Genomic DNA, 23,862 nt, shown 5'->3' with positions numbered 1-23,862 from the left:
CGGCGCCTTGTCGATCTGGTCGTAGGCCGTGAACGTCGCCCCGCCCGTCTCCGCCAGGACCTTCGTGATCGCCGCCGTCAGCGACGTCTTGCCGTGGTCGACGTGACCGATCGTGCCGATGTTGCAGTGCGGCTTGGTGCGGGAGAACTTTTCCTTGCCCATGATTCCCATTCCTGCGGCGGGGACCACGCTGTTCCCCGGATCCTGGTCGGCCGCCCCCGAACGCGTAAAGAGGGGCGAAAAACGCGGTCCGCTTAGAGGGTCGGCCGCTCGCGATCAAGGTCCGGTGCGCATGGGCACCCCCGCGCGGCGCAGCCTGTCAAGCGCCGGCCGACCACTTTGCACGCCGTGGATATTGATGATCGGCAATTTCGGTGGACACTTTCGAGACACAGTGTGGCTTGCAGGGCATAGCGGACCCGACGCGGCCGAGCTTAAGTGGGGACAACCACTGGTCACCTGGGTCCCGCGAACATGATGAAGAAGTTCCTCCTCGCCAGCGCCGCCACGGCCCTGGTCTCGACGGCCGCCGTCGCGGCCGACCTGCCGCGCCGCGCTGCGCCGCCGCCGGTCTTCACCCCGGTGCCGGTCTTCACCTGGACGGGCTTCTACGCAGGTCTCGAGTCGGCCTACACCTTCACGGATCGTCAGCCCATCACCACGGTCGGCGTCCTCCCGGTCAATGCCACCAACGTGCAGCTCAACCGCCGCCCGTTCCTGACCTCGACCTCGCAGGACGGCATCGCCAACATCGGCGGCACCGCCGGCTACAACTATCAGTTCACGCCCGGCTCCGGCATCGTCGTCGGTATCGCCAACAGCATCGACTGGACCGACATCACTAAGAACCGGGTGGTTGTCGGCGCGCCGAACGCCGGCGGCACGATCCCCAACATCAGCCAGTTCCGCCAGAGCCTCGACTGGCTCGGCACCCTCACCGGCCGCGTCGGCTACGCGTTCGACCGGGTCCTGGTGTACGGCACGGGCGGTCTCGCCTACGGCAACGTGTTCCACGATGCGAACTTCTACCGGCCCGATGGCGCCCTGCAGTTCGCCGGCCGCTACGACGACTTCAAGACCGGCTTCGCCTATGGCGGCGGTATCGAGTTCGCCATCCCGACCGACAGCTTCCTGAACACCTTCGCGGTCGGCAAGTATTTCGGCATCAAGTACGACGCCGTGACCATCAAGGCCGAGTACCTGCACTACGACCTCGGCAGTCAGAGCGTGCTCGTCGCCGCGCTCCCGGGCGTCGGCACCGGCTCGTACATCTCGCGCTTCCGGACCGAGGGCAGCATCGTCCGCGCCGGATTCAACTACAAGTTCGGCGGCTTCTAGGATCTAGCCGGACGACACAGCCCGGGAGCGATCCTCCCGGGCTGTCTTTCGAGGGCGTGTGCCGTCATCGGCGCACGCCCTTTTTCTTTGTCCTGCGACACATGTTTCGGTGCGCAGCCATCGTCGCGCCAACGGCCCGGCTCTCAATCTGTGATTCGACGCGCTCGCTTATGCCGAGCCGGTATCCCCTTCGGCGGCGTGCGCTCTAACAGGCGCGCAGATGCGCGATCAGCCGGGCCGCTCCCTCGTCCGGTGCGCCGGTGTTGAGGATGGTGAGATCGGCACGAACCCGGGCCTCCCGGGCCAGGCGCGCGGCGAGGTCGCCGTCCTCCGGCCGGCCCCGGGCCGCGATCCGGCTGGCCAGGATCTCGGGGGGGGCCGTGATCTCGACGACGCTGACGCGCAGGCCCTTCCCCCGGACCTCCTCGACGATCCGGCGGGACACGTTGCAGACCACGACATGCCCGGTGGCGACGAGATCGGTGGCCCGCGCCGGAATGGCGTAGCCGAGGCCGTGCGCACGCCAGCTCAGGGTGAAGGCCCCATCGGCGCAGCCACGCGCGAAGGCGGCCTCGTCGATCTCGTCGTTATCCTCGTCGCCGGAGGGCGGCCGGGTCACGAGCCGGCGGGGAAAGACGTAGCGCGGATCACCCGCGAGCGCCGCACGGGCGAACCTTATCAGCGTGTCCTTGCCGGCCCCGCTCGGGCCGACCACCAGGACCAGGCAGCCCGCCATCAGGCGACCCGCAGGCCGGCGCGCCAGACCTCCCGGACCACCGGCACCCCTTCGGCGCGCTGGACCCGCACGAGGTCGGCCCTCAGGCCGGGCTGCAGGGCGCCGCGGTCGGTCAGGCCGGTGGCGCGGGCGGGATTGGCCGTGACGGTGGCCAGCGCCTGCGGCAGCGTGATTGCGGGCGCCTGCTCGGGCAGCAGGAAGGCCGCCATCAGCAGGCTCGCCGGCACGTAATCCGACGACAGGATGTCGAGATGGCCGGCCTCGGCCAGCGCCAGGGCGGCGACGTTGCCGGAATGCGAGCCGCCGCGGATCAGGTTCGGCGCCCCCATCATCACGGTGATCCCGCGGCCATGGGCGGCTTCGGCGGCCTCCAGGGTGGTCGGGAACTCGGCCAGCGCCACCCCCTCCCCGGCGGCGAGCTCGACATCGGCCAGGGTGGTGTCGTCGTGGCTCGCCAGGGGGATGCCCATCTCCTGCGCGAACTGGACCAGGGCCGGACGGTTGCGGCCGTTCAGCGCCTGCCCCTCCCGGATCTTGCGCTCGGTGTTGAGCCGGATCTCCTCCAGGGTGCGGCCGCCCCGCGTGGCATAGGTGAAGTATTTCTCCATGTCGCGGAACTGGCGCTGGCCCGGCGTGTGGTCCATCAGCGAGATCAGGCCGATCGGGTAGCGCGCGTTGAACTCCGCCACCGTGTCGAGCACGTCCGCCGAGGGCAGTTCGCAGCGCAGATGCGTGAAGTGCTCGGCCCGGAACAGGTTGCCGGCGCGCGCGGTGTCGATCGCCGCGGCGAGCTGCTTCAGCTCGGAGCCGAGGCCGCTGCCGTCTGGATCGCTGCCGGCGCGCAGGGAATCGAACACCGTGGTGATGCCCGAGGCGGTGATCTGCGCGTCGTAGGCCAGCACCGCGCCGAGGGGATGCCAGCGGACCTTGGGCCGGGGCGCGAAATGGCTTTCGAGATGGTCGGTGTGCAGCTCGATCAGCCCGGGGATCAGGTGGTCGCCGCCGAGGTCGAGGCCGCGCCCGGGTGCGCGCCCGGTGCCGATCTCCGCGATGAGGCCGTCGGTCACGGCGAGCCAGCCGTGCTCGACTCGATCCGGCAGGACCAGGATCGCGTTCTCGAGGATCAGGTCGCTCATCGGAACTCCTCAGGCTGCCCGCGCTTGCGCGAAGCGCGTCACGTCGATGATTCGGGTCGCCACAGCGTCGCGCATCTCGCTGTCGTGGAAGATGCCGAGCACGCCGGCCCCGGCGGCCAGCTTCTCGCGGACAAGCTCGGCCACCACGGCGCGGTTGCTGGCATCGAGCGACGCGGTGGGCTCGTCGAGCAGCAGCAGCGGCCGGTCGGCGATCAGCCCCCGGGCGATGTTCACCCGCTGCTGCTCGCCGCCGGAGAAGGTTGCCGGCGGCAGGCTCCAGAGCCGTTCGGGTAGGTTGAGCCGGGCGAGCAGATTTTTTGCCCGTGCCCGGGCCTCATCCTCGGACAGGCCGCCCTCGCGGCCGGCGGCCTCGACCACGTCGAGGGCCGAGACCCGGGGGATCACCCGCAGGAACTGCGACACGTAGGCGATGACCCGCGCCCGCAGGGACAGCATGACCCGCGGGTCGGCCCGCACCACGTCCACCACGGCGTCTCCGTCGCGGACCAGGATCGCGCCGGCATCGCAGCGATAGTTGCCGTAGGCCATCTTGAGGAGCGAGGACTTGCCCGCCCCCGAGGGGCCGCCCAGCACCACGCATTCGCCCGGCGCCACCGAGAGACTGACGCCCCCCACCACCGGAAGCACGACGCCGCCGCGCAGGTGCAGGGTGAAGCTCTTGGAGACATCCTGGAAGGTCAGAAGCGCGGTCATGCGGCGAGCACCGAGGAGACGAGGAGCTGGGTGTAGGCGTGCTCGGGGTCGTCGAGCACCCGGTCGGTCAGGCCGGTCTCGATCACCCGGCCGGCGCGCATGACCATGATCCGGTGCGAGAGCAGGCGGGCCACCGCGAGGTCGTGGGTGACGATGATCACGGCGAGCCCGAGCTCGGCCGAGAGCCGCCGGATCAGGTCGAGCAGGCGGGCCTGGACCGAGACGTCGAGGCCCGAGGTCGGCTCGTCCATCAGCACGAGGCGCGGGCTGGTGACGAGGTTGCGGGCGATCTGCAGGCGCTGGCGCATGCCGCCGGAGAAGCGCGTAGGCGGATCGTCGATCCGGTCGGCGGCGATCTCGACCCGGCCGAGCCAGTCGAGCGCCGTCCCGCGGATGCGGCCGTAATGGCGCTCGCCGAGCCCCATCAGCCGCTCGCCGACATTGCCACCGGCCGAGACCGCCATGCGCAGGCCCTGGGCCGCGTCCTGGCGCACGAAGCCCCAGTCGGTGCGCATCAACGCCCGGCGCTCAGCCTCGCTCAGGTCGGCGAGGTCCCGCAGCACGCCGTCGCGCATCCGGTAGGAGACCGTCCCGGCATCCGGGGCGAGCTCGGTGGCGACGAGGGACAGCAGCGTCGACTTGCCCGAGCCGGACTCGCCCACGATCGCCAGCACTTCGCCGGGATCGATGTCGAACGACACGTCAGCGCAGCCGAGGCGGGCGCCGTAGCGCTTGGTCAGGCCGCGAACCTGAAGCAGGGGCGCGCTCATCGGGTCATCTCTGCGGCGTCTGGCACGAAGGGCGGATCGAGACGGAAGCTGTAGCCGTAGCGCTCGAAGCCGAGGCTCTCGTAGAAGGCGTGCGCCGGCTTGGCGTCGACATTCGAGGACAGGGCGAGCTTGTAGCAGCCCCGGGCCTGGGCGATGCGGAACGCCTCCCGCATCATCGCCCGGCCGAGACCGCCGCCGCGATGCCCGGACGAGACCACGACGCTCTCGACGAGGGCCGACGGCATGCCCCAATGGGCAATGTTGTCGAGGATGACGAGACAGAAGGTGCCGACGATCGCGCCGTCGACCTCGGCCGCGTAGACCCCGTAATCCGGGTAGGCCGTGACGATCCGGTCGAGGAGCGCCTCGGCCTGATCGAGGGTCGCCACCCGCCCGCCGTTCAGCTCGGCGTAGAGGGGGAGGATCGCGGGAAGATCGGGCTTTTCGGCCCGGCGGACCCTGAGGCCGATCATACCGCGTCTCCCGTGCCGACATGGCCGTCCGCGCGGCGACCCTCGCAATGGTCGGTGTCCGAGCAGACGAACATCCGCCGGCCGGCATCGTCGAGCAGCATCTCGTCGAGATAGACGCCCTCGGCGCCGCACAGCGCGCAGGGGTCGGTAAATTCCTGGATCCGGAATGGATGGTCCTCGAAGTCGAGGCTGCGCACCGACGTGTAGGGCGGCACCGCGTAGATGCGCCGCTCGCGCCCGGCCCCGAACAGCTGGAGCGCCGGGCTCTGGTCCATCTTGGGGTTGTCGAATTTCGGCGTCGGCGACGGGTCCATCACGTAGCGGCCCGCGACCTCCACCGGGTAGGCGTAGGTGGTGGCGATGTGGCCGTGGCGGCTGATATCCTCGTAGAGCTTGACGTGCATGGCGCCGTACTCGGCGAGCGCGTGGAGTTGGCGCGTCTCGGTCTCGCGCGGTTCGAGGAAGCGCAGGGGCTCGGGGATCGGCACCTGGTAGACCAGGGTCTGGCCCTCCCGCAGCGGCGTCTCCGGGATGCGGTGGCGGGTCTGGATGATCGTCGCCTCGGTGGTCCGGGTGGTTGTGGCGACCCCAGAGGTGCGGGCGAAGAAGCGCCGGATCGAGACCGCGTTGGTGGTGTCGTCGGCGCCCTGGTCGATGACCTTGAGCACGTCCGAGCGCCCCAGGATCGCCGCCGTGACCTGCACGCCGCCGGTGCCCCAGCCGTAGGGCATCGGCATCTCCCGGGAAGCGAACGGCACCTGATAGCCCGGAACCGCGATGGCTTTGAGGATGGCCCGGCGGATCATCCGCTTCGTGCCCTCGTCGAGATAGGCGAAGTTGTAGCCGGCTTCGCCAGCCTCCGACGCACCGGGCCCCCTCTCCCGTTCGGGAGAGGGTTGGGGTGAGGGATCAGGTCTTTCCGGATAAGGCGTATCCCTCACCCTGTCCCTCCCCCGAACGGGAGAGGGGACCTGCGCCACTTCCGGAGCGCCGCCTTCAAGCGGAAGCATCCCTATCGCGCTCATTCGGCCGCCTCCTGCATGCTGTCTGAGTCTCGAAAAAACTCGGCGCGCAGGCGCCGGACCAGTTCCAGCTCCGCCTGGAAGTCGACGTAGTGGGGCAGCTTCAGGTGCTCGACGAAGCCGGTCGCCTGGAGGCTGTCGCAATGGGCGAGCACGAATTCCTGGTCCTGGGCCGGGCTCGCCACCGGCTCACCGAGCTCTTCCGCCCGCAGCGCCCGGTCGACCAGGGCCATGGCCATCGCCTTGCGTTCGCTCTGCCCGAAGGTGAGCCCGTAGCCCCGGGTGAACTGGGGCGGCGCCGCGCCCGAGCCCTTGAACTGGTTGACCATCTGGCACTCGGTGAGCCGGATCCGGCCCAGCGGCACCGGGAAGCCGAGCTCCTCGGGGACGAACGCCACCGCCACCTCGCCGACCCGGATCTCGCCCACGAACGGGTGGGTGCGGCCGTAACCGCGCTGGGTCGAGTAGCCGAGGCCGAGGACGAAGCCCTCGTCGCCCCGGGCCAGGGCCTGGAGGCGCAGGGCCCGGTCGGCCGGGTAATCCACCGGCTCCCGGGTGAGGTCGCCCACGGGGGCGCCGTCATCCGGGGGCGAGAGCTCGATCAGGCCGTCCTGGGCCAGCAGGTCGGTGACCCGCGGGCAGGTGCCGGCATCCGCGCGGGGCTCGGCCTCGGCGGCGGGCTCGACCGTGCCCTCGGCGGCGAGGGCGAAGTCGATCAGCCGGTGGGTGTAGTCGAAGGTCGGGCCGAGCACCTGGCCGCCCGGCAGATCCTTGAAGGTCGCCGAGACCCGGCGCGCCACCGTCATGGCGCCGGTATCGACCGGATTGGAGGCGCCGAACCGGGGCAGCGTCGTCCGGTAGGCGCGGACCAGGAAGACCGCCTCGACCACGTCGCCGCGGGCCTGCTTGAGGGCCAGCGCGGCGAGGTCGGGATCGTAGAGCGAGCCCTCGGCCATCACCCGGTCGACCAGCAGCGCCATCTGCTCGCGGATCTGCGCGACGGTGAGCTCCGGCACGGCCGGGTCGCCCCGGCGGGCTTCGGCGAGCAGCCGGTGGGCATTGTCGATGGCGGCCTCGCCGCCCTTCACGGCCACATACATCGGTCAGCTTTCCGTAACGGCGGTGGAGCGCGGGAGCCCGGCCACCAAGCCGGGGGCGGCGAGAATCAGGTCGACCCCGAGCGGGAAGCCCGCCCGGTTCTCGGCGCGCTGCGCGACGAAGCTGTCCGGCAGGGGCGTGAGCGCGATCCGCGTCATACCGTTGATGCCGGGGCCGGCGAGGTTCAGCCCCTCCCCGCTCGTGATCGCGTCGTGGGCGAACACCAGGGTGGTCGACGTGTCGGGATAGGCCGGGGTGCCTTGCGCGAACCGGGCGAGCGGCGGGCAGCGCGCCGGATCGCGGATGAGCGCGAAGGCCGCCCGGGCCGGGTCGTCGGTGAGCGGCGCCCCGGTGTGGAAGCGCAGATAGGCCGCGACCTCGGGCGCGGCCGCGAGGCCGGCATCGAGCCAGACCGGCGTGTCGGCATCGGTGAGCGCCAGCGCGATGGCGGCGAGTTCCGGGGTCAGTGGCGTGGGGGGTTCCAGCCCGGCGTCGAGCCGCTGGAGCAGGCCGGGGCGGGCGAGCGCGTCCATCACGGCGCGGAACGTGCCCTGCGCGTCGTGGACCGGATCGGCGAAGCCGGGTGCGAGCATGGTCAATCCTCCCCGCGGGCGACGGTCAGAAACTCGACCCGGGTGGCGGCGGTGCGCCGTGCCGCCTGCCGACGGTTGGCGTCGGCCCGCCGGGCTGCGGGTTCCAGCGCCGCTTCGACCCGGGCGCGCCGGGCCGGATCCTGCCAGAGCGCGTCGAGGGTCGCGGCGAGCCGCGCCTTCGTGCGGTCGCGGCCGAGATGGTAGGCGAAGCCGGTAGCCCCGTCCGGCAACCGGATCGCCGCCCGGGTCACGCTGACCTCACCGAGGTTGAACGGCCGCCCGTCGCCGCCGATGCGGCCCGTGGCCATCACCAGACCGGTTTCCGGCGGACGCAGATCCTCCACGGCGGGCGCTTCGAGGGCCCGCAGGGCGGCGTCGAGGTCGTCTCGGCTGACATCGGCGCAAAGCGCCATCACGGCCTGCCGGGCCGCGATCTCCTCGGGGTCCGGTTGAAGTGGGCTCGTCGCCATCGCGAATCCCTCTGTCGGTCAGTTGTCTAGTCGTGTAGACAACTAGCGTGCCGGGCGCAAATGAAGTTTGGATGACAGCATGGATGCACAGGAGCAGGCGCCCGGCCTCGTCCGGGGCGAGGGGCTGACGGCGTGGCGGCAGATCGCCGACGCGCTGACGGCCGACATCGCGGCCGGGCGTTACGCCCCGGGCCAGCAGATGCCGACCGAGGCGGCGCTGGCCGCGCGCTTCGCCGTCAACCGGCACACGGTGCGGCGGGCGCTGGCCGCCCTGGCGGAGGGCGGCCTGGTGCGTGCCAGCCAGGGACGCGGCACCTTCGTCGAGGAGGCGCCGCTGGCCTATCCGATCGGCCCGCGAACCCGCTTCTCCGAGATCGTCACCGGGGCGGGGCGCGAGGCCTGGGGCGACCTGCTCGCCGCCGCCACCGTCCCGGCCGGCCCCAAGCAGGCGGCGGCACTGGCGATCCAGCCCGGCGCGCCGATCCTCGAACTGCTGACGATCCACCGGGCGGACGATGCCCCGATCTCGACCGCCCAGACCTGGCTGCCCCTGCCGCGCTTCTCCGGCTTCGCCGCGGCCTATGCCGAGCGCGGCTCGATCACCCGGGCGTTCGCGGCCTGCGGGGTCCACGACTACACCCGGCTCTCGACGCGGATCCGCGCCCGGCCGGCCGACGCCCAGGAGGCGGAGCGCCTCGACATCGCCCCCGGGCGGGTCGTCATGGTGGTGTCGAGCGTCAACATCGACTCCGCGGGCCTGCCGATCCAAGCGAACCGCACCCTGTTCGCCGCCGACCGGGTCGAGCTGGTGATCGGCGGTTGACGCTGATTAGCGCGCCGCCGGCCCGATGATCGCCCGGCGCAGGCGGGTCGAGACCCAGTCGATCGCCGCCACGGTGGCGAGGATCATCAGCACCAGGAAGGCGACCTGCTTCAGCTCCAGCACGCGGATCAGCTCGGTGAGGTACTGGCCGATGCCGCCCGCCCCGACGATGCCGATGATCGTGGCCGAGCGGGTGTTCGATTCGAAGAAATACAGCACCTGGCTCGCCAGGACCGGCAGCACCCCGGGGATCAGCCCGAAGCGGATGCGGTGCAGGGCCGAGCCGCCCGAGGCGACGACGCCCTCCCCGGGCCGCCGGTCGCAGGTCTCGATCGCCTCCGAGAACAGCTTGCCGAACGCCCCGAAATCCGAGCACGCGATGGCGAGCATGCCCGCGAACGGGCCGAGGCCGACGACGTTGATCCAGATCAGCGCCCAGATCAGCGTGTCCACGGAGCGTATCACGTCGAGGCCCCGGCGCACGGCGAAATGCGCGAACGGGTTGGGCACGACGTTGCGGGCGGCCAGCAGCGCCACCGGAAAGGCCAGGATCGCCGCCGTCAGGGTACCCAGGAAGGCGATGCCGAGCGTCTCGCCCAACGCGTGCAGGAAGGTGCCGAGATGGCCCTCGGGCGACGGCGGCAGCATCAGCACCGCAAAGGAGCCGAGCCGCCCGAGGCCGAAGAGGATGCGCGCCGGCGACATCTCGAACTGCCAGGCGCCGAAGCCGGCGAGCCCGATCAGGCCGCCGAGGATCACCACCACGCGCAGCCGCGCGCCGGCATCCGTCCGGAACTGCGCCGGGTAGCGGGCGCGCAGGCGGGCGAGATCGGCCCGGGCCTCCGCCCGCAGGGTCTCGGAGCGAGCGCTGCTCATCGGGCCTCCTCGGCGCCGGTCAGCCGGTGGCGGACCTGCTCGGTGGCGAGGTCGATACAGACGACGGTGATGATGATCAGCCCGAGGATCGCGCTGACATCCGCGTAGTAGAAGTTGCGGATCGCGGCCAGAAACTCCTGCCCGATGCCGCCGGCGCCGACGAAGCCCAGCACCGCCGCCCCGCGCACATTGATCTCGAAGCGCAGCAGCGCGTACGAGACGAAGTTCGACAGGACCTGCGGCAGCACGCCGAAGCGCACGGTCTCGATCCAGCTGGCGCCCGAGGCCGACAGGCCCTCGACCGGGCGCATGTCGATATTCTCGACCACCTCGGAGAACAGCTTGCCGAGCGCGCCCGTCGTGTGGACCGCCAGGGCGAGCACGCCGACCATCGGGCCGAGGCCGAAGGCGATCACGAACAGCAGCGCGAACACCACGTCGGGAATCGTGCGGCACACCTCCAGGAAGCGCTTGGCGAGGAAGCGCACCGTGGGCGACCGCACCAGGTTCGCCGCGGCGACGAAGCTGAGGGCGAAGCCTGCGACCGCCCCGAGCAGGGTGCCGAGATAGGCCATCAGCAGGGTCTCGCCGAGCAGGGCGAGCCAGCCGGGCAGGCCCCAGTACCAGGCGCGTACATCCTCCAGCGGGTGATCGAGGCCGATCGGCGGCCAGATCTGCGCGATGTAAGCGGTGAACTTGCCGATATTCTCCGCGAAGATCAGCGGCCGCACCTCGGCGGCGAGCCCTGCGAGCAGCGCCAGCACCGCGACCACGGCGAAGCTCGCGAGCGTGCGGCGGCGCGTGGCGCCACTCGCCGCCGCGTACAGGCCGGAGAGGGCGGCGGCCCGCTCCGGCGGCAGGGGTGTCAGGCCGCGCAAGGCCGGCGCCCGATCAGGCTTCCGATCAGGATTTCTTCCGTTGCTCGTCGTTGAACTTCAGCATGTCGATGATCGGCTGGTAATCCTTGAGCGTCACCGGGGTGAGGCCCAGATCCTTGCCATCGGACAGCTTGTCGAAGGCCACCTTGTCCGCCTTCGGCAGGTCGATGAAGGCCTGGCGGATCTTGTCCTTGAGGTCGTCCGGCAGGCTCGCCAGCACGGCGTAGGGTCCTTCCGGCAGGAAGTCGGACTTGAACACCACCCGGAAGTCCGACTTCTGCATCGGCGTGCCGTCGGGCTTCTTCAACATGCCCTTCGTGATCATGCGGGTGACGATCGAGTCGGTCTCGGAGTTCCACAGGTTGGCGGCGGCGTCCACGGTGCCCTGGGTCAGCGCCAGCACAGCGTTCTCGTGGCTGCCGGCGAAGACGACCTTGGCGAAATGCTTGTCCACGTCGAAGCCGGCCCGCTTCAGGAAGAAGCGCGGCGCCTGGTTGCCGGAGGTGGAGTTCGGGTCGACCAGGGCGAGGTTCTTGCCCTTGAGGTCCTCGACGGTCTTATAGGGGCTGGAGGCGAGGGTGTAGATCACCGAGTAATAGCCTGCGGCGCCGGTCTCGTGCTGCGGGCTCACGAGCGGCTCGATCTTCACGCCGGTCATCACGGCGCGGGCCAAGGAGGCCGGCCCGTAGAACGCGATGTGGATGTTGCCGGCCCGCTGGCCCTCGATCACCGCCGCATAGTCGCTGGCGACCCGCAGCTTCACCGGCACGCCGACCGTCTTGGTCAGGTAGTTCGCCAGGGGCGCGTAGCGGTCGTTGGTGCCGCTGGCATTCTCCATCGGAATGACCGCCAGGGTCAGCTCGGGATACTTGGCTTTCCACTCCTGGGCGGCGGCCGGCAGGCCGAGGAGAGCGAGCGCTGCCGCAGCGGCGGCGAGGGTGCGGCGGGTGATCATGGTGTGGTCCTTCTCGGTGATATGAGACTTCAGGATCGCTTGGCGCCGCCGCCGGCATCGCCGATCGGGCAAAGCCCGACCTCGCGGCACCGGCGCATGTTGCTCAGTGCTGCTCTCGATTGAATCGCAGCATCTCGACGATCGGCTCGTAGTCCGCGAGTTTCACGGCCGCGAAGCCGATATCCTTCCCGTCGGAGAGCCGGTCGAAGGCAGCCTTGTCCTCTTGCGGCAGGCCCATGAAGGCGGCTCGGATCTCTGCCTTCAGGTCGATCGGCAAGCTGGCGAGCACGGCGAACGGCCCGTACGGCAGGAAGTCCGACTTGAAGACAATCCGGAAATCCGACTGCGACATCGGCTTGCCGTCCGGCGCCTTCAGCAGGCCCTTTCCGGCCAGGCGGGTGACCATCGTCTCGGAATCCGAGGTCCAGTAATTCGCCGCCGCATCGGCCTTGCTTTCGGCCAGAGCCACGACCGCGTTCTCGTGACTGCCGGCGAAGAAAGTCTTGCCGAAATGCTTGTCCAGATCGAAGCCCGCCCGCTTTAAGAAGTAGCGCGGCGCCTGGTTGCCCGAGGTCGAGTCCGGATCGACCAGGGCGAGAGTCTTGCCCTTGAGATCCTCGACGGACTGGTACAGGCTGGTGGCCAGCACGTAGATCACCGCGTTGTAGCCCGTCGAGCCGTTCTCGTGCCTCTGCGTGACCAGCGGCTGGATCTTCACGCCATTCAGGACGGCTTGGGCGTAGGAGGCCGGTCCATACCACGCGATGTGGACGGCACCGGCCCGCTGGCCCTCGATGACGGCGGCGTAATCTTTGGCGACCCGCAGTTTCACCGGCACGCCGAGCTTTCGGGTCAAGTAATCCACCAACGGCGCATGGCGCTCGGTCGTGGGGGTGGCATTCTCCACCGGGACAACGGCCAGGGTCAGCTCGGGGACTTGCGCCTTCCAATCGAGAGCGGCAGCCGGCCAGCCGAACAGGGCAAGCGAAATGGCGGCGGCGACAACCGTACGTCGGGTAGTCATTGGGTCGTCCTTAGAGCAATGTCGGACCGCGGGACGGCCATCTCAACTCACGCACCGATGGCGGCCTCGCGGATGGGCTCCGCCGGCACGAAGCCGGGCAGTCCCGGCATGGCCGCCCGCTGCTCCGCCTCGCGCTCCGCGGAATCGTCCAGCACCTCGCCGGCCTCCAGGCCGTAGAGGCGGCGCGCCACGTCCTCGGTGAGGTCGAACGGGCCGCCCTCGAACACCACCCGGCCGGCAGCGAGCCCGACGAGGCGGTCGCAATAGGCGCGGGCGAGGTCCAAGGAGTGCAGGTTGCACAGGACCGTGATGCCGTAGCGCCGGTTCACGGCCGCCAGGGCATCCATCACCAAGCGGGTGTTGCGCGGGTCCAGGGACGCCACCGGCTCATCGGCCAGCAGGATCTCCGGCTCCTGCACGAGCGCCCGGGCGATGGCGACGCGCTGCTGCTGCCCGCCCGACAGGCCGTCGGCCCGCTGGCCGGCGAACTCGCCCATATCGAAGCTCTCCAGGGCGGCGAGCGCCATGGCCCGGTCCTCGTCGGACCACATCCGGAGCAGGGCGCGGTGGGTCGGCACGTGGCTGAGGCGGCCCATCAGCACGTTGGTCATCACGTCGAGGCGGCCGACCAGATTGAACTGCTGGAAGATCATGGCGCAGCGGGTGCGCCATTCCCGTAAGGGCCGGCCCGTCAGGCTGGTGACATCGCGCCCGTCATAGAGGATGCGGCCCGAGCTCGGGTCGGCGAGACGGTTGATGAGGCGCAGAAGCGTCGATTTTCCGGCTCCAGAGCGGCCGATCACGCCGACGAAGCTGCCGCGCTCGATCTGCAACGAGACACCATCCACGGCACGGCGACCGCTGTACTGACGCGTGAGATCCTCGACGACGAGCATAAACAACCATCCGCTGCGGAATGGCCGCAGCTAAACGCCCGTTCCACGACGATTGGATGACGAATACGATTCAAATTCTTTAGTCGGCGCAGCACATCGACATCTTTGCGGCCGTTTTCTGTTTAGGTCCCGGCCCAGCTCGTGTACCGCTCCAGAAAATCTTCGACCGCGAGGGCGCGGAAATCCGGCAGCGCCCGGCGCAGGCGCTCGTGGTCCCAGTCCCACCAGGCGAGGCGCTCCAGGCGCTCGGCGATCGGCTCGGGAAAGCGGCGCCGCACCGGCTGGGCCGGATTGCCGACGACGATCGTGTAGGCCGGGACATCCCGGGTGACGATCGCCCCCGCCCCGATCACCGCCCCGGTGCCGATGGTGCGGCCGGGCAGGATCACCGCACCGTGGCCGATCCAGACGTCGTGGCCGATGGTCACCGGGCTGGCCCGGCGGCGCTCGAAGAAGGCTTCCTCGTCCGATTCCTCGGGCCAGTAGGCCTGGGCCCGGTAGGTGAAGTGCGCCTGGCTCGCGCGCTCCATCGGATGGTTGCCCGGGTTGATCCGCACGTGGGACGCGATCGAGCAGAACTTGCCGATAGTGGTGTAGATCACCTCACCGTCCTGGGCGATGTAGGAATAATCGTCGAGGACGGTCTCGGTCAGGCGCGTGCGGGCGCCGATCTCGGTGTAGCGGCCGAGATGGCACTCGACGATCCGGGCGCTCGGATCGACCGCCGGATTGAGGCCGAGGCGTTGCTCAGCCATGGGCGGCCCCGAAGGGCAGGCGCGCCAGGAGCCGGAACGGCTCGGACCCGTCCTGGGATAGCAGACACACGGCGTCGATCACCGCGGGCTCCGCCCCGGAGGCGGTGTAGGCGTCGGTCAGCCGGCGCAGCCAGGCGGCGCGGTCGGGCTCCGGCAGGGCGTCGGTCAGCGTCATGTGGAACCGGAAGGCCTCGAAGACATACGGGTAGCCCCAGCGGGCGAGCAGCGCGCGGCCGCGGGGATCGAGGCGCTCCGGGCGTCGCTTGGCGCGCTCGGCCTCCGAGAGCGGTGCCCGCAGCAGGTCGAGGGCGGCGACGCATTCTGCGGCGAGCAGGCCGAGTTCTTGCGGCGGGGCTTCGGGCACCAGGGCGAGGAACGGCCCGAGTGCGGCGACCGTCAGAGAACCGAGCGCCACCGGCGGGTGCCCGGCCGCGAGGTCCCGGGCCATGGCGAGAAGGTCGGCCTCCTCGGCCGCCGGCGCGAGACGCAGTGGTGCCTTCAGGGTCGCGTGGAAACCGTAGACCCGGGCGCCCGCCGTGACGGCGGCGAGGTCGCCGAACCCGTCCGGATGCGGGACCGGGGCGCCGACGGCGTTGTCGTAGCCGAGCACGGCATTGCCGAAGGCCGCGAGGCGTGAGCCGGGCGCGGGAAGCCAGTAGAGGGCGTAGCGGCGCGTCATGTCCCGACCTCCGGCTCCCGCCCGGTCACGCCGTCGGCGCGCTGGCGCGGTCGATGCTCGCCCGGTGCGGGCGCACATCCATGGCGTTGCCGCGCCAGACGATGGCGCTCTGCACCCAGGCGCCCAGCCAGATCGCCGGGATCAGGGCGTCCCGCACCAGGAAGGCGGCCAGCATGCGCGGCCCGCGATGCCAGCCCGCGCGGGCCGCGAGCCGGTCTTCAGCTAGATAGCACAGGGCCGCGAGGGCGGCAGCGCCCGCGAGCCCCGCGAGGCTGCCGGACCAGAGCGCCAGGAGAAGCGCCGGCAGCAGGACGCCGCTGCCGATCTCGGGTGCGAAGAACAGCGGGAAGGTCACCCGCCGCAGCCGGGCCCAGCGGAGCTGCCGCGCCCAGACCTCGCGAAAACCCCGCGGCCCGAGCGGCTGCTCGAACGGGCTCGCGACCAGGTGAACACGCTTGCCGGCGGCGCGCACCAGCTTGGTGGCGGCGGCATCCTCGGCGATCTCAGAGGCCAGCGCCTGCAGGCCGCCCCGGGCTTCCAGGAAGGGTTTGTGCCAGAGCATGCTCTTGCCCTGCGCGAAGCCCAGGCCGAACGCCTCGGCGGCGTATTGCCAGCGCGCCTGCAGGGTGTTGAGGAAGGCGCATTCGACCTCGGCCATGAAACTGCCCGGCCGGGCGCCCGCCGGAGTCGAGCAGACGAGGCCGGTCTCGTCCCGCCAGGCGGCCTGCAATCGCTGGAGATAGTCCGGCGGCATAGCGACGTTGGAATCGGCGAGCACGACCCAGTCATGCGCGGCGGCGCGCCAGCCGCGCAGGCAGTTGTTGAGCTTCGGATTGTCGCTGATGCGCTCGTCGCCCAGGATCAGCCGGGCCGGCACCTGCGGGTGCTCGGCGATCAGGCGCTGCACCCGCGGCACGATCGGATCGGCCGGGTCGGCCACGCAGAAGATCAGCTCGTAGGCCGGATAGGCGAGGCGGAAGCCGCGGGCCAGCATCTCGTCGCTGAACGCCTCGATCCCGTGGAGCGGACGGACCAGGGAGACGGGGGCGCCGGCCGGGAAGGTGGACGCGCCGTGGACCTTGCCGATACGCCGGCCCGCGATCGCGATGCTGGCGATCTGGACCAGGGCCAGGAGCGCGCCGAGGGACAGGGCCAGCACCGTGGGGTCAATCATGCGGATCCCTCGTGTACGCTCGTGATCGGCCCGGCTCGCCGGCCAGCACACGTCGCATCAAAGACTTAGAGCCGCACCCGGTCGGGCGCGGCTCTAGCGGCCGGACAGCGTCAGTCGTGTGACAACGCTTCCATCAGAACCGGAGGGTGAGGTTGCCCTTCACGGCCTGGTCCTGCGCCCGGGCGCCGACCTGGCCGGTATAGGCCACGCCGAGGGTCGCGTTCGGCGCCACCCGCAGGTCGAGCCCCGCACTCGCCACCAGCGCGTCCCGGTCGATCGGCACGCCCGCGCTCAGGAAGGCCGGGCCGGTGCCGAAGCTCAGCAGCGCCGTCGGGACCACGTCCCCGAACGCCCGCCGGTAGCCGAGCAGGCCGTGCGCCGTGACCGGAAGCCCGAGGCCCAGATCCAGGCTGGTCTGCGCCCGAACCCCCGCGGTCACCGCGCCGAGGTCGTAGTCGCGCGCGTAGCTCACCAGAGCCGCCGCGCCGCCCGCCTCCGCGAACCCGTCCCGCCGGATGCCGATATAGGCCGCGCCCACGAACGGCTCGATGGAGGTGGACGCGACCTGCAGCGCCGGGCCGTCCTTCGACACGAGCGCGGCCGGCGCGCTCAGGGTGAAGCGGTAGCCAATCTCGCCGAACCCCTGGACGGTGTGGCCGCCGCCATGGCCGGTCGGGCTGTCCGACAGGCCGTAGAGCACGCTGCGCCGGGTGCGGGTGTCGGTGTCGGCGTAGAGCGCGCCGAGCCGGACCGAGACCGGGCCGAACTCGTAGCCGCCATAGACGCCGCCGAAGCCGCTCTTGAGCGTCGCGCTCTCTGATGGGCTGGCGGCGCCTTGCCGGGCGCCGCCGCCCTGCCGGCCGGCGCTGTCGAGGTTGGCCTCGGTGTAGCCGCCGACCACGCCGACCTTGAACCCGCTCGGCAGCCGGATGTCGGCGCCCAGCGCGAAGCCGGCGATCTGCCGGTCGAGGTCGAAGGCGTTGCCGCCCCCGCCCGCCGTGCCGAAGGCGCCGAACCCCTAGCCCCAGAGGCCGAACACCTGCGGGTCGAGGATCCGCGCCGGGACATGCGCCACCACCGGCGCCCGGCCGGGCAGGTCGGAAGTGTAGGCCGCCGGCAGGGTGCCGTAATCCAGGCTCGCGGCCGATCCGCTCCAGCGCAGCCGGTCGAGCACCGCCTCGCGCACGAAGAACGCGGTCTCGTAGGCCGCCGAGACCGTGCCGGCATGGATGTCGCCGGCCAGCGCCCGGAAGCCGTCGACGGCCTCGCTCGTGGTGAACGCCAGGGCGGCGTCGTAGGCGCGACCGCGGCCCGCCGCCTGGAGCGCGTTGGCGGCGGCGATGCCGTTGCGGCCCGTTGCGCTGGCGGCGAGCGGCACGTCGTTGCGGGTGAGCGTCAGGTCGACTTCGTTGGGCAGGTAGCGCAGGCCCGGGGACAGGAAGGCGAGGTTGGCGGTCACGCCGTCGAACCGGCCGGAGACGCCGCCCGCCGCATTCAGGATCGCGTAGCTGGTGCGCGGGCTGTAGGCGCCCGAGGCCGCCAGCACCTGCACGGTGCCGCCGGCGAGCGTGGCGCCGCCGCCGGCGGCGATCCTGTCGGCCTGGCCGGCGGCGTTGGCCTCGACCCGGTAGACCGAGCCCGGCGCGAAGGCGACCGCGCCGGTCACGTTCAGCGTACCGATCGAGTTGCCCGGCGAGACGGTGCCGCCCGACAGCGCCGCGATCCCGCCGACGGAGCCCGCGCCGCCGAGCAGGCCTCCGGCATTGACCGAGACCGTGCCGGCGATGGTGCCGTTGGCGTAGAGCGCGCCGCCCTGGCCGATGCCGACATCGATGCCGAGGCGGTCGGTGGTGTCCATCCGCAGGGTGCCGGTGACGTTGCCGAAGTAGCTGGCGGCGGAATACAGGTCGATGCGGCTCCAGTAGCTCAGCGGGCTGCCGTAGAAGGCGGCGAGCGCGTTGGTCTGCGTGTTGACCACGATCTGGTTGATCGTGTCGGTCGAGAGCTGCCCGTAGAGGCCGCCGTTGGGCGCGAGCGTGCGGGCGGCGGTGGTCGATCCGCCGTAGAGGGGCGCGAGCAGGATCGAGGCGTCGGGCCCGCCGGCGGGGGCGGCCTCGCGCGGCGCCTGGGCGAAGGTCAGGGTCGGCAGGCCGTAGGTCAGGCGGGCCTGGTAGGCGGCCTGGTTGGCCGCGGACGGGACGTAGGGATTGCCGGTGGTATTCGCGCTGCTGCCGGCGCAGGCCGCGACAGTGTTGCCGCATTGCGCGGCGAGGTAGGCCTGGAGTTCGGCCTGGGCCTTCACGAACTGGTTCGGCAGGTTGATCGCGACGCCGGTCACCGCGGCATTATTGATATAGGCCGGGTTGGTGAAGGCTTGGGCCAGGTCATAGGCCGCCAGCGCCCGGCTGCCGATGATGTCGAGCGGGTAGTGGACGCCGAGCACGATGCGGTTCTCGCCGTACTCGGAGGCGCGCAGCAGCGCGCTCTGGTATTGCTGCGGCACCAGCATCGCCAGCAGATAGCCGCTCGTATACGCGTAGGTGGTGTGCCCACTCGGGAAGGACGGGTTGGTGGCGATGCCGTTGAGCGCCGTCGGGTCGAAGGCGTTGAAGCGGTTCGGCGCGACCTGGACGGGGCGGGAAGATCCATAGACGTCCTGTCCTGCCTGTGTGTTCGTGACGCCGTAGCCGAGGTCGTAGACGCTGTTGGTGGTATTGGGCAGGCCGTTGGCTCTGGGCAGGCTGTAGCCCGCCGGCGCCACGGCGGGCGTTGCCACGTAGTTGGCCGGGGTCACGCTCGGGTTGTTGGCCGCGCCGTTGGCGAAGTAGTTCTTGGCGACGCCCAGGTTGTTGCCCGTGAAGGTGTTGGCGTTGACCAGCAGGTTGACGACGTTACCGAGCGGACCGCTGGCGCCGGGGGCGACGCCGCGCTGGTAGATCGGCCCGAGCTGCGAGCCAAGGCCGCCGACGATTTGTTGCGGAACGATGCCGTTGATCGGCGTCTGGCCGGGCAGGCCGCCGGCGATGTTGGCGGCGACGCCGTAACTGCCGAGCCCGACCGAGGACAGGTTGTTGCCGGCCGAGCTCAGCAGATTCTTATCGCTGATCGCCAATTGCTGCCGCGCGAGCCCGGCGCCGTTGTTGAGCGCGATCGTCTGCCCCAGGTTCAAGCCCAGCGTCGCCTGGCCGGCCGCGGTCGCGTTCAGCGACAGGAACGGCGCCAGCAGGTTGAGGACGTTCACGTCCGAGGCCGTCGTGTTGACGGTCTGCGCCTGCACACCCGAACTGTATGCAGCGACTATCAAGGCCGCGATCGAGACTCCATAGCGAAACGTCATTCCCGGCCCCCAAGCCTGCGGCCATTCGGCCTGCGCCGGGGGTTTTAGCGAAATCTCCACGCGCGAATGCGTCATAATCCATTCACAAAACTCTGAATCATCGCGTGTATCCTGACTGCAACAGCCCTATATCTTAGCCGGCGCAAATCTGTCTTGGATGTTGCTTGTGCGTTGCTCAGGACGTGGCTGGAATCCGGCCACAAAACCTTTCCACGGCGCGCCGAGCGCGCCGCGAAGCCTAATCATTGGCTCGAACTATCCGCGGACGGATGTCAGATTTCGGCCCCCGGACGGGGCGGTGCCGTATCAGTAAACACCCCCGCCCAGGGCTTGAGGAAGTCCGACTAGACTTCGACCCGATTAATATCTTCGGATCCTTGGCCGTAGACGCGCGAATATAATGCTTCCTCGGATCCGGCAGGCAAAACGTCACTGAACTGTCATCCCGCAATCTTAATCCCGCCTTGCGTCCAAAGACGAGTCACCGCGAGGGCCCATGTCTGATTCCGCCGTAATGTCGCCGCCGGTGGCGGGAGGCAGGCCCGCGGGCGGCCCGCGCCTGGATCATGGGATTCATCTGGGCGGCGTCGTCGCTTTCCTGGCGATCCTGGTCGCCGGGCTCGGCTACGCGGTGGTGAGCCTCGTCACCGACATCAACGCGGTCGGCGAAGCGCCGCTGGCCTACGGGGCCTTCGCGCTGCTGGGTCTCGCCCTGCTGATCGCTCTCGCCTTCGAGTTCGTGAACGGGTTCCACGACACCGCCAACGCGGTGGCGACCGTGATCTACACCCACTCGCTGCCGCCGCTGGTGGCGGTGGTCTGGTCGGGCTTCTTCAACTTCCTCGGCGTCATGTTGTCCTCCGGCGCGGTGGCCTACGCCATCGTCACCCTGCTGCCGGTGGAGCTGATCCTGCATGTCGGCTCGGGGGCCGGCTATGCGATGATCTTCGCGCTGCTGCTCGCCGCCATCATCTGGAACCTCGGGACCTGGGCCTTTGGGCTGCCGAATTCCTCGTCGCACGCGCTGATCGGCTCGGTGCTGGGCGTCGGCCTCGCCAATCAGCTCATGAGCGGCGGCGACGGCACCGCGGGGGTCGACTGGGGCCAGGCGCTCAACGTGTTCAAGGCGCTGCTGTTCTCGCCCCTGTGCGGCTTCGTGCTCGCGGCTGTGCTGCTGCTGGCCCTGAAATTCGCGGTGCGGCGCAAGGACCTCTACGAGGCGCCCAAGGGCGAGGCGCCCCCGCCTCTCTGGATCCGCAGCCTCCTGATCCTGACCTGCACGCTGGTATCGTTCTTCCACGGCGGCAATGACGGCCAGAAGGGCATGGGCCTGATCATGCTGATCTTGATCGGCGCCGCGCCCACCGCCTACGCGCTGAACCGGACCATGTCGGACGACACGACCCCCGCCTTCGTCCAGACCTCCGCGGCGGCGAGCCAGGTCTTCGCCACCCGCGCCGGCGGCATCCCCGAGCCGGAGGCCGCGCAGGCGCGCCGGACGGTGACGGACGCGCTGAAGGGCAAGGCTCTGAACCAGCCGCCGGTCTACGCCGCGCTCTCCGCGCTGGCGACCGACATCGCCGCCAGCGTGAAGAATTACGGCGCGATCCGAACCGTGCCGGCCGCCCAGACCGAGAACCTGCGCAGCGACATGTACCTCACCGCCGACGCGGTGCGGCTGCTGCCGAACGCGGGGGCGGACTTCTCGGAGGCCGACAAGGCGACCCTGAAGAGCTACACCGGGCTGCTCAACAGCGGCACCCGCTACATCCCGGGCTGGGTGAAGGTCTGCGTCGCGCTGGCGCTCGGGCTCGGCACCATGGTCGGCTGGAAGCGCATCGTCGTGACGGTGGGCGAGCGGATCGGCAAGACCCACCTCACCTATGCCCAGGGCGCGTCGGCCGAGATCGTGGCCGCGGGCACGATCGGGCTGGCCGAGCTCTACGGCCTGCCGGTCTCGACCACCCATATCCTGTCGTCGGGCGTGGCCGGGACGATGGCGGCCAACGGCTCCGGCCTGCAGATGGCCACGGTACGCAACATGGCGCTCGCCTGGGTGCTGACCCTGCCGGCGGCCATCACCCTGGCGGCGGGGTTGTTCTTCCTCCTGCGCCACGTCTTCTGACGCGGTCAGGCCCGCGACGCACGGGCGGACGTTCGGACAACAGGCAGGGCCGTTTCCGCGATCGGCGGAAGCGGCCCTGTCGTTTTCGGTCCCAGCTTGTCGGGACCTATGGGCGCGCCATGGCGCGCACGTAGGCCAGGCAGGTGCGACGCGCGGCGACGGTCTCGATCGCCATGAAGGCCGTCACGAGGTCCGCCGCCTGGGCGACGGTCTCGCCCGGTTCGATTTCGTCGGGAAAAAACGCGGCGACCGGCAGGCGCAGCGTGTCGGCGATGCGGTCCAGAAGCGCCACGGAGCGATCCGCCTCGGCAAGCCCGTGAACCGGCGGGGTCATGACCTGCGCCATTGCTCAACCCACCTGATGGCCGAGCTGGATCGCCCGGGCGATTTCCGAGCGCCGGGCGGCGTAGCCGGGGGCGACCATCGGATAGTCGGCGGGCAGGCCGAACTTGGTCCGGTAGCGCTCGGGCGTCAGGCCGTTGGCGGTGAGGTGGCGCTTGAGCGTCTTGTAGGACCGGCCGTCGATGAAGCTGATCAGGCCGTCCTGGGTGATCGAGGCTTCGATCTGCGTGGCGGACGGGCCGGTCCAGCCCGCGGCGGAACCGGCGGGGTTCTTCTGAAGCACCGCGATCGCCGCGTGAACCTGGTCGATCAGCACCGGCAGGTCACCCGCCCCCACGGGATTCCGCGACACATAGGCAGCGACGATGGCGCCGACTTTCTCGAGCAGGAAGGAGGAGCGGGGTTCGGGTCGGTTGATCATGTCAGATGCCGCTGTTCAATAGGTCGTTGCCAATACCCCACGGTCGCCGATCGACGGCCCGAAGGTCCGCCCCAGTGATCGGGATCCGCAGTGCGTCTCACCGGCGGTGAGTTGCGACGGAAACCTCAAGTTGCTCAAATGCATCCCTTGAGGCTGGAAACAATATACAATATGTGTCCGGCAGCGCTTGTCTGAAGACGCGGATCCGTTGTCCCGGTCGCGCGGAATGCCGGTCGATGAAAAAATTTACTTATGGAAGCACTGTTTTCGACCGAGGGGGTTAACCCGCAGCACAGCTTTCGGCGCTGGCGGGAGACGCTGGTCGGCCGGGGCGTGCCCCTGGAGCAAGCGCGCCTCGACGACGGCCCCTTCGCCGCCAAGCTGGAGGCCGCCAGCGTCGGTCCCCTCCTGCTGACCCGCGTCTCGCACGGCGCCGTCCGCAGCGAGGCGACGCGCGCGCTGATCCAGCGCAACGGCAAGGACGGCACCGCCGTGGTGATCTTCAAGCTCGCGGGCGTATCGACGCGCAGCCAGGATGACCGGAGCTCGGTGCAGCGGCGCGGCGATTTCGTGGTGGTGGACCATCGCCCGGCCGCGCACGAGTCGACCACGGGCAGCCAGTCCCTGTTCCTCGAACTGCCCCGGGAGCGGCTTGAGAGCGTGCTCGGCTCCACGAAGCTCTACACGTCCCTGACGATGGGCGGGGACGTCGCCTCCGCGGCGCTGACAGTCAAATTCTTCCACGACTTGGTCCGCGTGCGTGACCGGCTCGATCCCGATTCCGCAGCCCGCATGGCGTCGGTCGGCGTCGACCTGATCGTGGCCAGCATCGCGGAGCGGCTGGCCCAAGAGGTATCCCGACCGCTTCACGGCACCGTCGTGGTCCAACGGGCAAAGGCGTTCGTCGAGGCCCATCTCGGCGACCCGACCCTCGATCCGCCGTACCTCGCCGGGGCCGTCGGCGTGTCGCTGCGCCGGCTCCAGGAATTGTTCCACGAGCGCGGCCAGCACATTTCCGACTGGATCTGGCAGCGCCGGCTGGAGGTCGCGGCCAAGCGGCTGGCCGACCCGGGCTGCGCCCACCAGCCGATCGGCGCCGTGGCCTTCGGCTGCGGCTTCGCCAGCCAGGCCCATTTCTCCCGCCGCTTCAAAGAGCGCTACGGCAGTACGCCCCGCGAGTATCGCCATGCCGCGCTTGTAAGTCTTTGATTTGAAACGCTCGCCGAC

Annotated in this window: 25 protein-coding genes and 1 pseudogene; 4 read left to right on the top strand and 22 right to left on the bottom strand. The window is 70.1% G+C overall.

What is annotated here, in order from left to right; all coding sequences use genetic code 11:
- The coding region (locus MKL20_RS04690) for a GTP-binding protein (protein ID WP_243961449.1) at positions 1-162 on the bottom strand (162 nt) is incomplete at its 3' end.
- 312 nt (positions 163-474) lie between these two features.
- Between MKL20_RS04690 and MKL20_RS04685 the strand changes: the two genes are divergently transcribed.
- Positions 475-1,338: an outer membrane protein gene (locus MKL20_RS04685; RefSeq protein ID WP_244035707.1), complete on the top strand. Its 864-nt coding sequence runs from the start codon at positions 475-477 to the stop codon at positions 1,336-1,338.
- A 205-nt stretch (positions 1,339-1,543) separates the two neighbouring features.
- On the opposite strand, the gene phnN is transcribed toward MKL20_RS04685, so the two are convergent.
- The 9 genes from phnN to phnG all read right to left on the bottom strand — a co-directional run bounded on the left by phnN (position 1,544) and on the right by phnG (position 8,350).
- Positions 1,544-2,074: a phosphonate metabolism protein/1,5-bisphosphokinase (PRPP-forming) PhnN gene (gene phnN, locus MKL20_RS04680; RefSeq protein WP_244035706.1), complete on the bottom strand. Its 531-nt coding sequence runs from the start codon at positions 2,072-2,074 to the stop codon at positions 1,544-1,546.
- On the bottom strand, positions 2,074-3,210 hold the full coding sequence (locus tag MKL20_RS04675) for an alpha-D-ribose 1-methylphosphonate 5-triphosphate diphosphatase (RefSeq protein ID WP_244035705.1): 1,137 nt from the start codon (positions 3,208-3,210) through the stop codon (positions 2,074-2,076). Before MKL20_RS04675 ends, phnN begins: the two co-directional genes overlap by 1 nt.
- A gap of 9 nt (positions 3,211-3,219) precedes the next feature.
- A complete protein-coding gene (gene phnL / locus MKL20_RS04670) occupies positions 3,220-3,924 on the bottom strand; it encodes a phosphonate C-P lyase system protein PhnL (protein WP_244035704.1) in 705 nt (234 codons plus the stop codon).
- Positions 3,921-4,694, bottom strand: coding sequence for a phosphonate C-P lyase system protein PhnK (gene phnK, locus MKL20_RS04665; RefSeq protein ID WP_244035703.1), 774 nt, complete (start codon positions 4,692-4,694; stop codon positions 3,921-3,923). Before phnK ends, phnL begins: the two co-directional genes overlap by 4 nt.
- Positions 4,691-5,167 (bottom strand): GNAT family N-acetyltransferase, encoded by a 477-nt coding sequence (locus MKL20_RS04660; protein WP_244035702.1) that lies wholly within the window; start codon positions 5,165-5,167, stop codon positions 4,691-4,693. The genes phnK and MKL20_RS04660 overlap by 4 nt, the downstream gene beginning before the upstream one ends.
- Complete coding sequence (locus tag MKL20_RS04655) at positions 5,164-6,108, bottom strand: alpha-D-ribose 1-methylphosphonate 5-phosphate C-P-lyase PhnJ (protein WP_313902705.1); 945 nt, start codon at positions 6,106-6,108, stop codon at positions 5,164-5,166. The genes MKL20_RS04660 and MKL20_RS04655 overlap by 4 nt, the downstream gene beginning before the upstream one ends.
- Positions 6,109-6,188: 80 nt before the next feature.
- A complete protein-coding gene (locus tag MKL20_RS04650) occupies positions 6,189-7,289 on the bottom strand; it encodes a carbon-phosphorus lyase complex subunit PhnI (RefSeq protein ID WP_244035701.1) in 1,101 nt (366 codons plus the stop codon).
- A 3-nt stretch (positions 7,290-7,292) separates the two neighbouring features.
- Entirely contained in the window at positions 7,293-7,880 is a 588-nt protein-coding gene (gene phnH, locus MKL20_RS04645) for a phosphonate C-P lyase system protein PhnH (RefSeq protein WP_244035700.1), read from the bottom strand.
- 2 nt (positions 7,881-7,882) lie between these two features.
- Complete coding sequence (gene phnG / locus MKL20_RS04640; RefSeq protein ID WP_244035699.1) at positions 7,883-8,350, bottom strand: phosphonate C-P lyase system protein PhnG; 468 nt, start codon at positions 8,348-8,350, stop codon at positions 7,883-7,885.
- 79 nt (positions 8,351-8,429) lie between these two features.
- Here phnG and phnF point away from each other — a divergent pair, with 79 nt between their 5' ends.
- Positions 8,430-9,173, top strand: a complete 744-nt coding sequence (gene phnF / locus MKL20_RS04635; RefSeq protein WP_244035698.1) for a phosphonate metabolism transcriptional regulator PhnF — start codon at positions 8,430-8,432, stop codon at positions 9,171-9,173.
- Positions 9,174-9,179: 6 nt separating this feature from the next.
- On the opposite strand, the gene phnE (MKL20_RS04630) is transcribed toward phnF, so the two are convergent.
- The 10 genes and pseudogenes from phnE (MKL20_RS04630) to MKL20_RS04585 all read right to left on the bottom strand — a co-directional run bounded on the left by phnE (MKL20_RS04630) (position 9,180) and on the right by MKL20_RS04585 (position 19,714).
- Positions 9,180-10,049, bottom strand: a complete 870-nt coding sequence (gene phnE / locus MKL20_RS04630) for a phosphonate ABC transporter, permease protein PhnE (RefSeq protein WP_244035697.1) — start codon at positions 10,047-10,049, stop codon at positions 9,180-9,182.
- On the bottom strand, positions 10,046-10,927 hold the full coding sequence (gene phnE / locus MKL20_RS04625; protein ID WP_244035696.1) for a phosphonate ABC transporter, permease protein PhnE: 882 nt from the start codon (positions 10,925-10,927) through the stop codon (positions 10,046-10,048). The genes phnE (MKL20_RS04630) and phnE (MKL20_RS04625) overlap by 4 nt, the downstream gene beginning before the upstream one ends.
- 25 nt (positions 10,928-10,952) lie before the next feature.
- On the bottom strand, positions 10,953-11,882 hold the full coding sequence (gene phnD, locus MKL20_RS04620; RefSeq protein WP_244035695.1) for a phosphonate ABC transporter substrate-binding protein: 930 nt from the start codon (positions 11,880-11,882) through the stop codon (positions 10,953-10,955).
- A gap of 103 nt (positions 11,883-11,985) precedes the next feature.
- A complete protein-coding gene (phnD, locus tag MKL20_RS04615; protein ID WP_244035694.1) occupies positions 11,986-12,906 on the bottom strand; it encodes a phosphonate ABC transporter substrate-binding protein in 921 nt (306 codons plus the stop codon).
- A 47-nt stretch (positions 12,907-12,953) separates the two neighbouring features.
- Positions 12,954-13,802 carry a phosphonate ABC transporter ATP-binding protein gene (phnC, locus tag MKL20_RS04610; RefSeq protein ID WP_244035693.1) on the bottom strand — a complete coding sequence of 283 codons (849 nt, stop codon included), beginning with the start codon at positions 13,800-13,802 and terminating at the stop codon, positions 12,954-12,956.
- 122 nt (positions 13,803-13,924) lie between these two features.
- On the bottom strand, positions 13,925-14,557 hold the full coding sequence (locus MKL20_RS04605) for a DapH/DapD/GlmU-related protein (RefSeq protein ID WP_244035692.1): 633 nt from the start codon (positions 14,555-14,557) through the stop codon (positions 13,925-13,927).
- On the bottom strand, positions 14,550-15,236 hold the full coding sequence (locus MKL20_RS04600) for a DUF1045 domain-containing protein (RefSeq protein ID WP_244035691.1): 687 nt from the start codon (positions 15,234-15,236) through the stop codon (positions 14,550-14,552). The genes MKL20_RS04605 and MKL20_RS04600 overlap by 8 nt, the downstream gene beginning before the upstream one ends.
- 25 nt (positions 15,237-15,261) lie before the next feature.
- Positions 15,262-16,410, bottom strand: coding sequence for a ceramide glucosyltransferase (locus MKL20_RS04595; protein WP_244035690.1), 1,149 nt, complete (start codon positions 16,408-16,410; stop codon positions 15,262-15,264).
- 133 nt (positions 16,411-16,543) lie between these two features.
- A pseudogene (locus MKL20_RS04590) lies at positions 16,544-17,416 on the bottom strand (autotransporter outer membrane beta-barrel domain-containing protein); the annotation flags it as partial.
- 12 nt (positions 17,417-17,428) lie between these two features.
- Positions 17,429-19,714: a phosphatase PAP2 family protein gene (locus MKL20_RS04585; protein ID WP_244035689.1), complete on the bottom strand. Its 2,286-nt coding sequence runs from the start codon at positions 19,712-19,714 to the stop codon at positions 17,429-17,431.
- 529 nt (positions 19,715-20,243) lie between these two features.
- On the opposite strand from MKL20_RS04585, the gene MKL20_RS04580 reads away from it, so the two are divergent.
- Positions 20,244-21,872: an inorganic phosphate transporter gene (locus MKL20_RS04580; RefSeq protein WP_244035688.1), complete on the top strand. Its 1,629-nt coding sequence runs from the start codon at positions 20,244-20,246 to the stop codon at positions 21,870-21,872.
- 106 nt (positions 21,873-21,978) lie between these two features.
- Here the strand turns inward: MKL20_RS04580 and MKL20_RS04575 are convergent, their stop codons facing one another.
- Together MKL20_RS04575 and MKL20_RS04570 are read right to left on the bottom strand one after the other, a co-directional pair.
- A complete protein-coding gene (locus MKL20_RS04575; protein WP_244035687.1) occupies positions 21,979-22,206 on the bottom strand; it encodes a hypothetical protein in 228 nt (75 codons plus the stop codon).
- A 15-nt stretch (positions 22,207-22,221) separates the two neighbouring features.
- The gene (locus tag MKL20_RS04570) at positions 22,222-22,635 is read right to left on the bottom strand and encodes a MucR family transcriptional regulator (protein WP_243961382.1); all 414 of its coding nucleotides are present in this window, start codon (positions 22,633-22,635) and stop codon (positions 22,222-22,224) included.
- A gap of 252 nt (positions 22,636-22,887) precedes the next feature.
- Here MKL20_RS04570 and MKL20_RS04565 point away from each other — a divergent pair, with 252 nt between their 5' ends.
- A complete protein-coding gene (locus tag MKL20_RS04565; protein WP_244035686.1) occupies positions 22,888-23,844 on the top strand; it encodes a helix-turn-helix domain-containing protein in 957 nt (318 codons plus the stop codon).
- The last annotated feature ends 18 nt before the right edge of the window (positions 23,845-23,862 follow it).

It is taken from the genome of Methylobacterium sp. E-066 (assembly GCF_022829635.1).
Lineage (GTDB): Bacteria > Pseudomonadota > Alphaproteobacteria > Rhizobiales > Beijerinckiaceae > Methylobacterium.
This window is presented reverse-complemented; position numbering and strand designations above follow the sequence as displayed.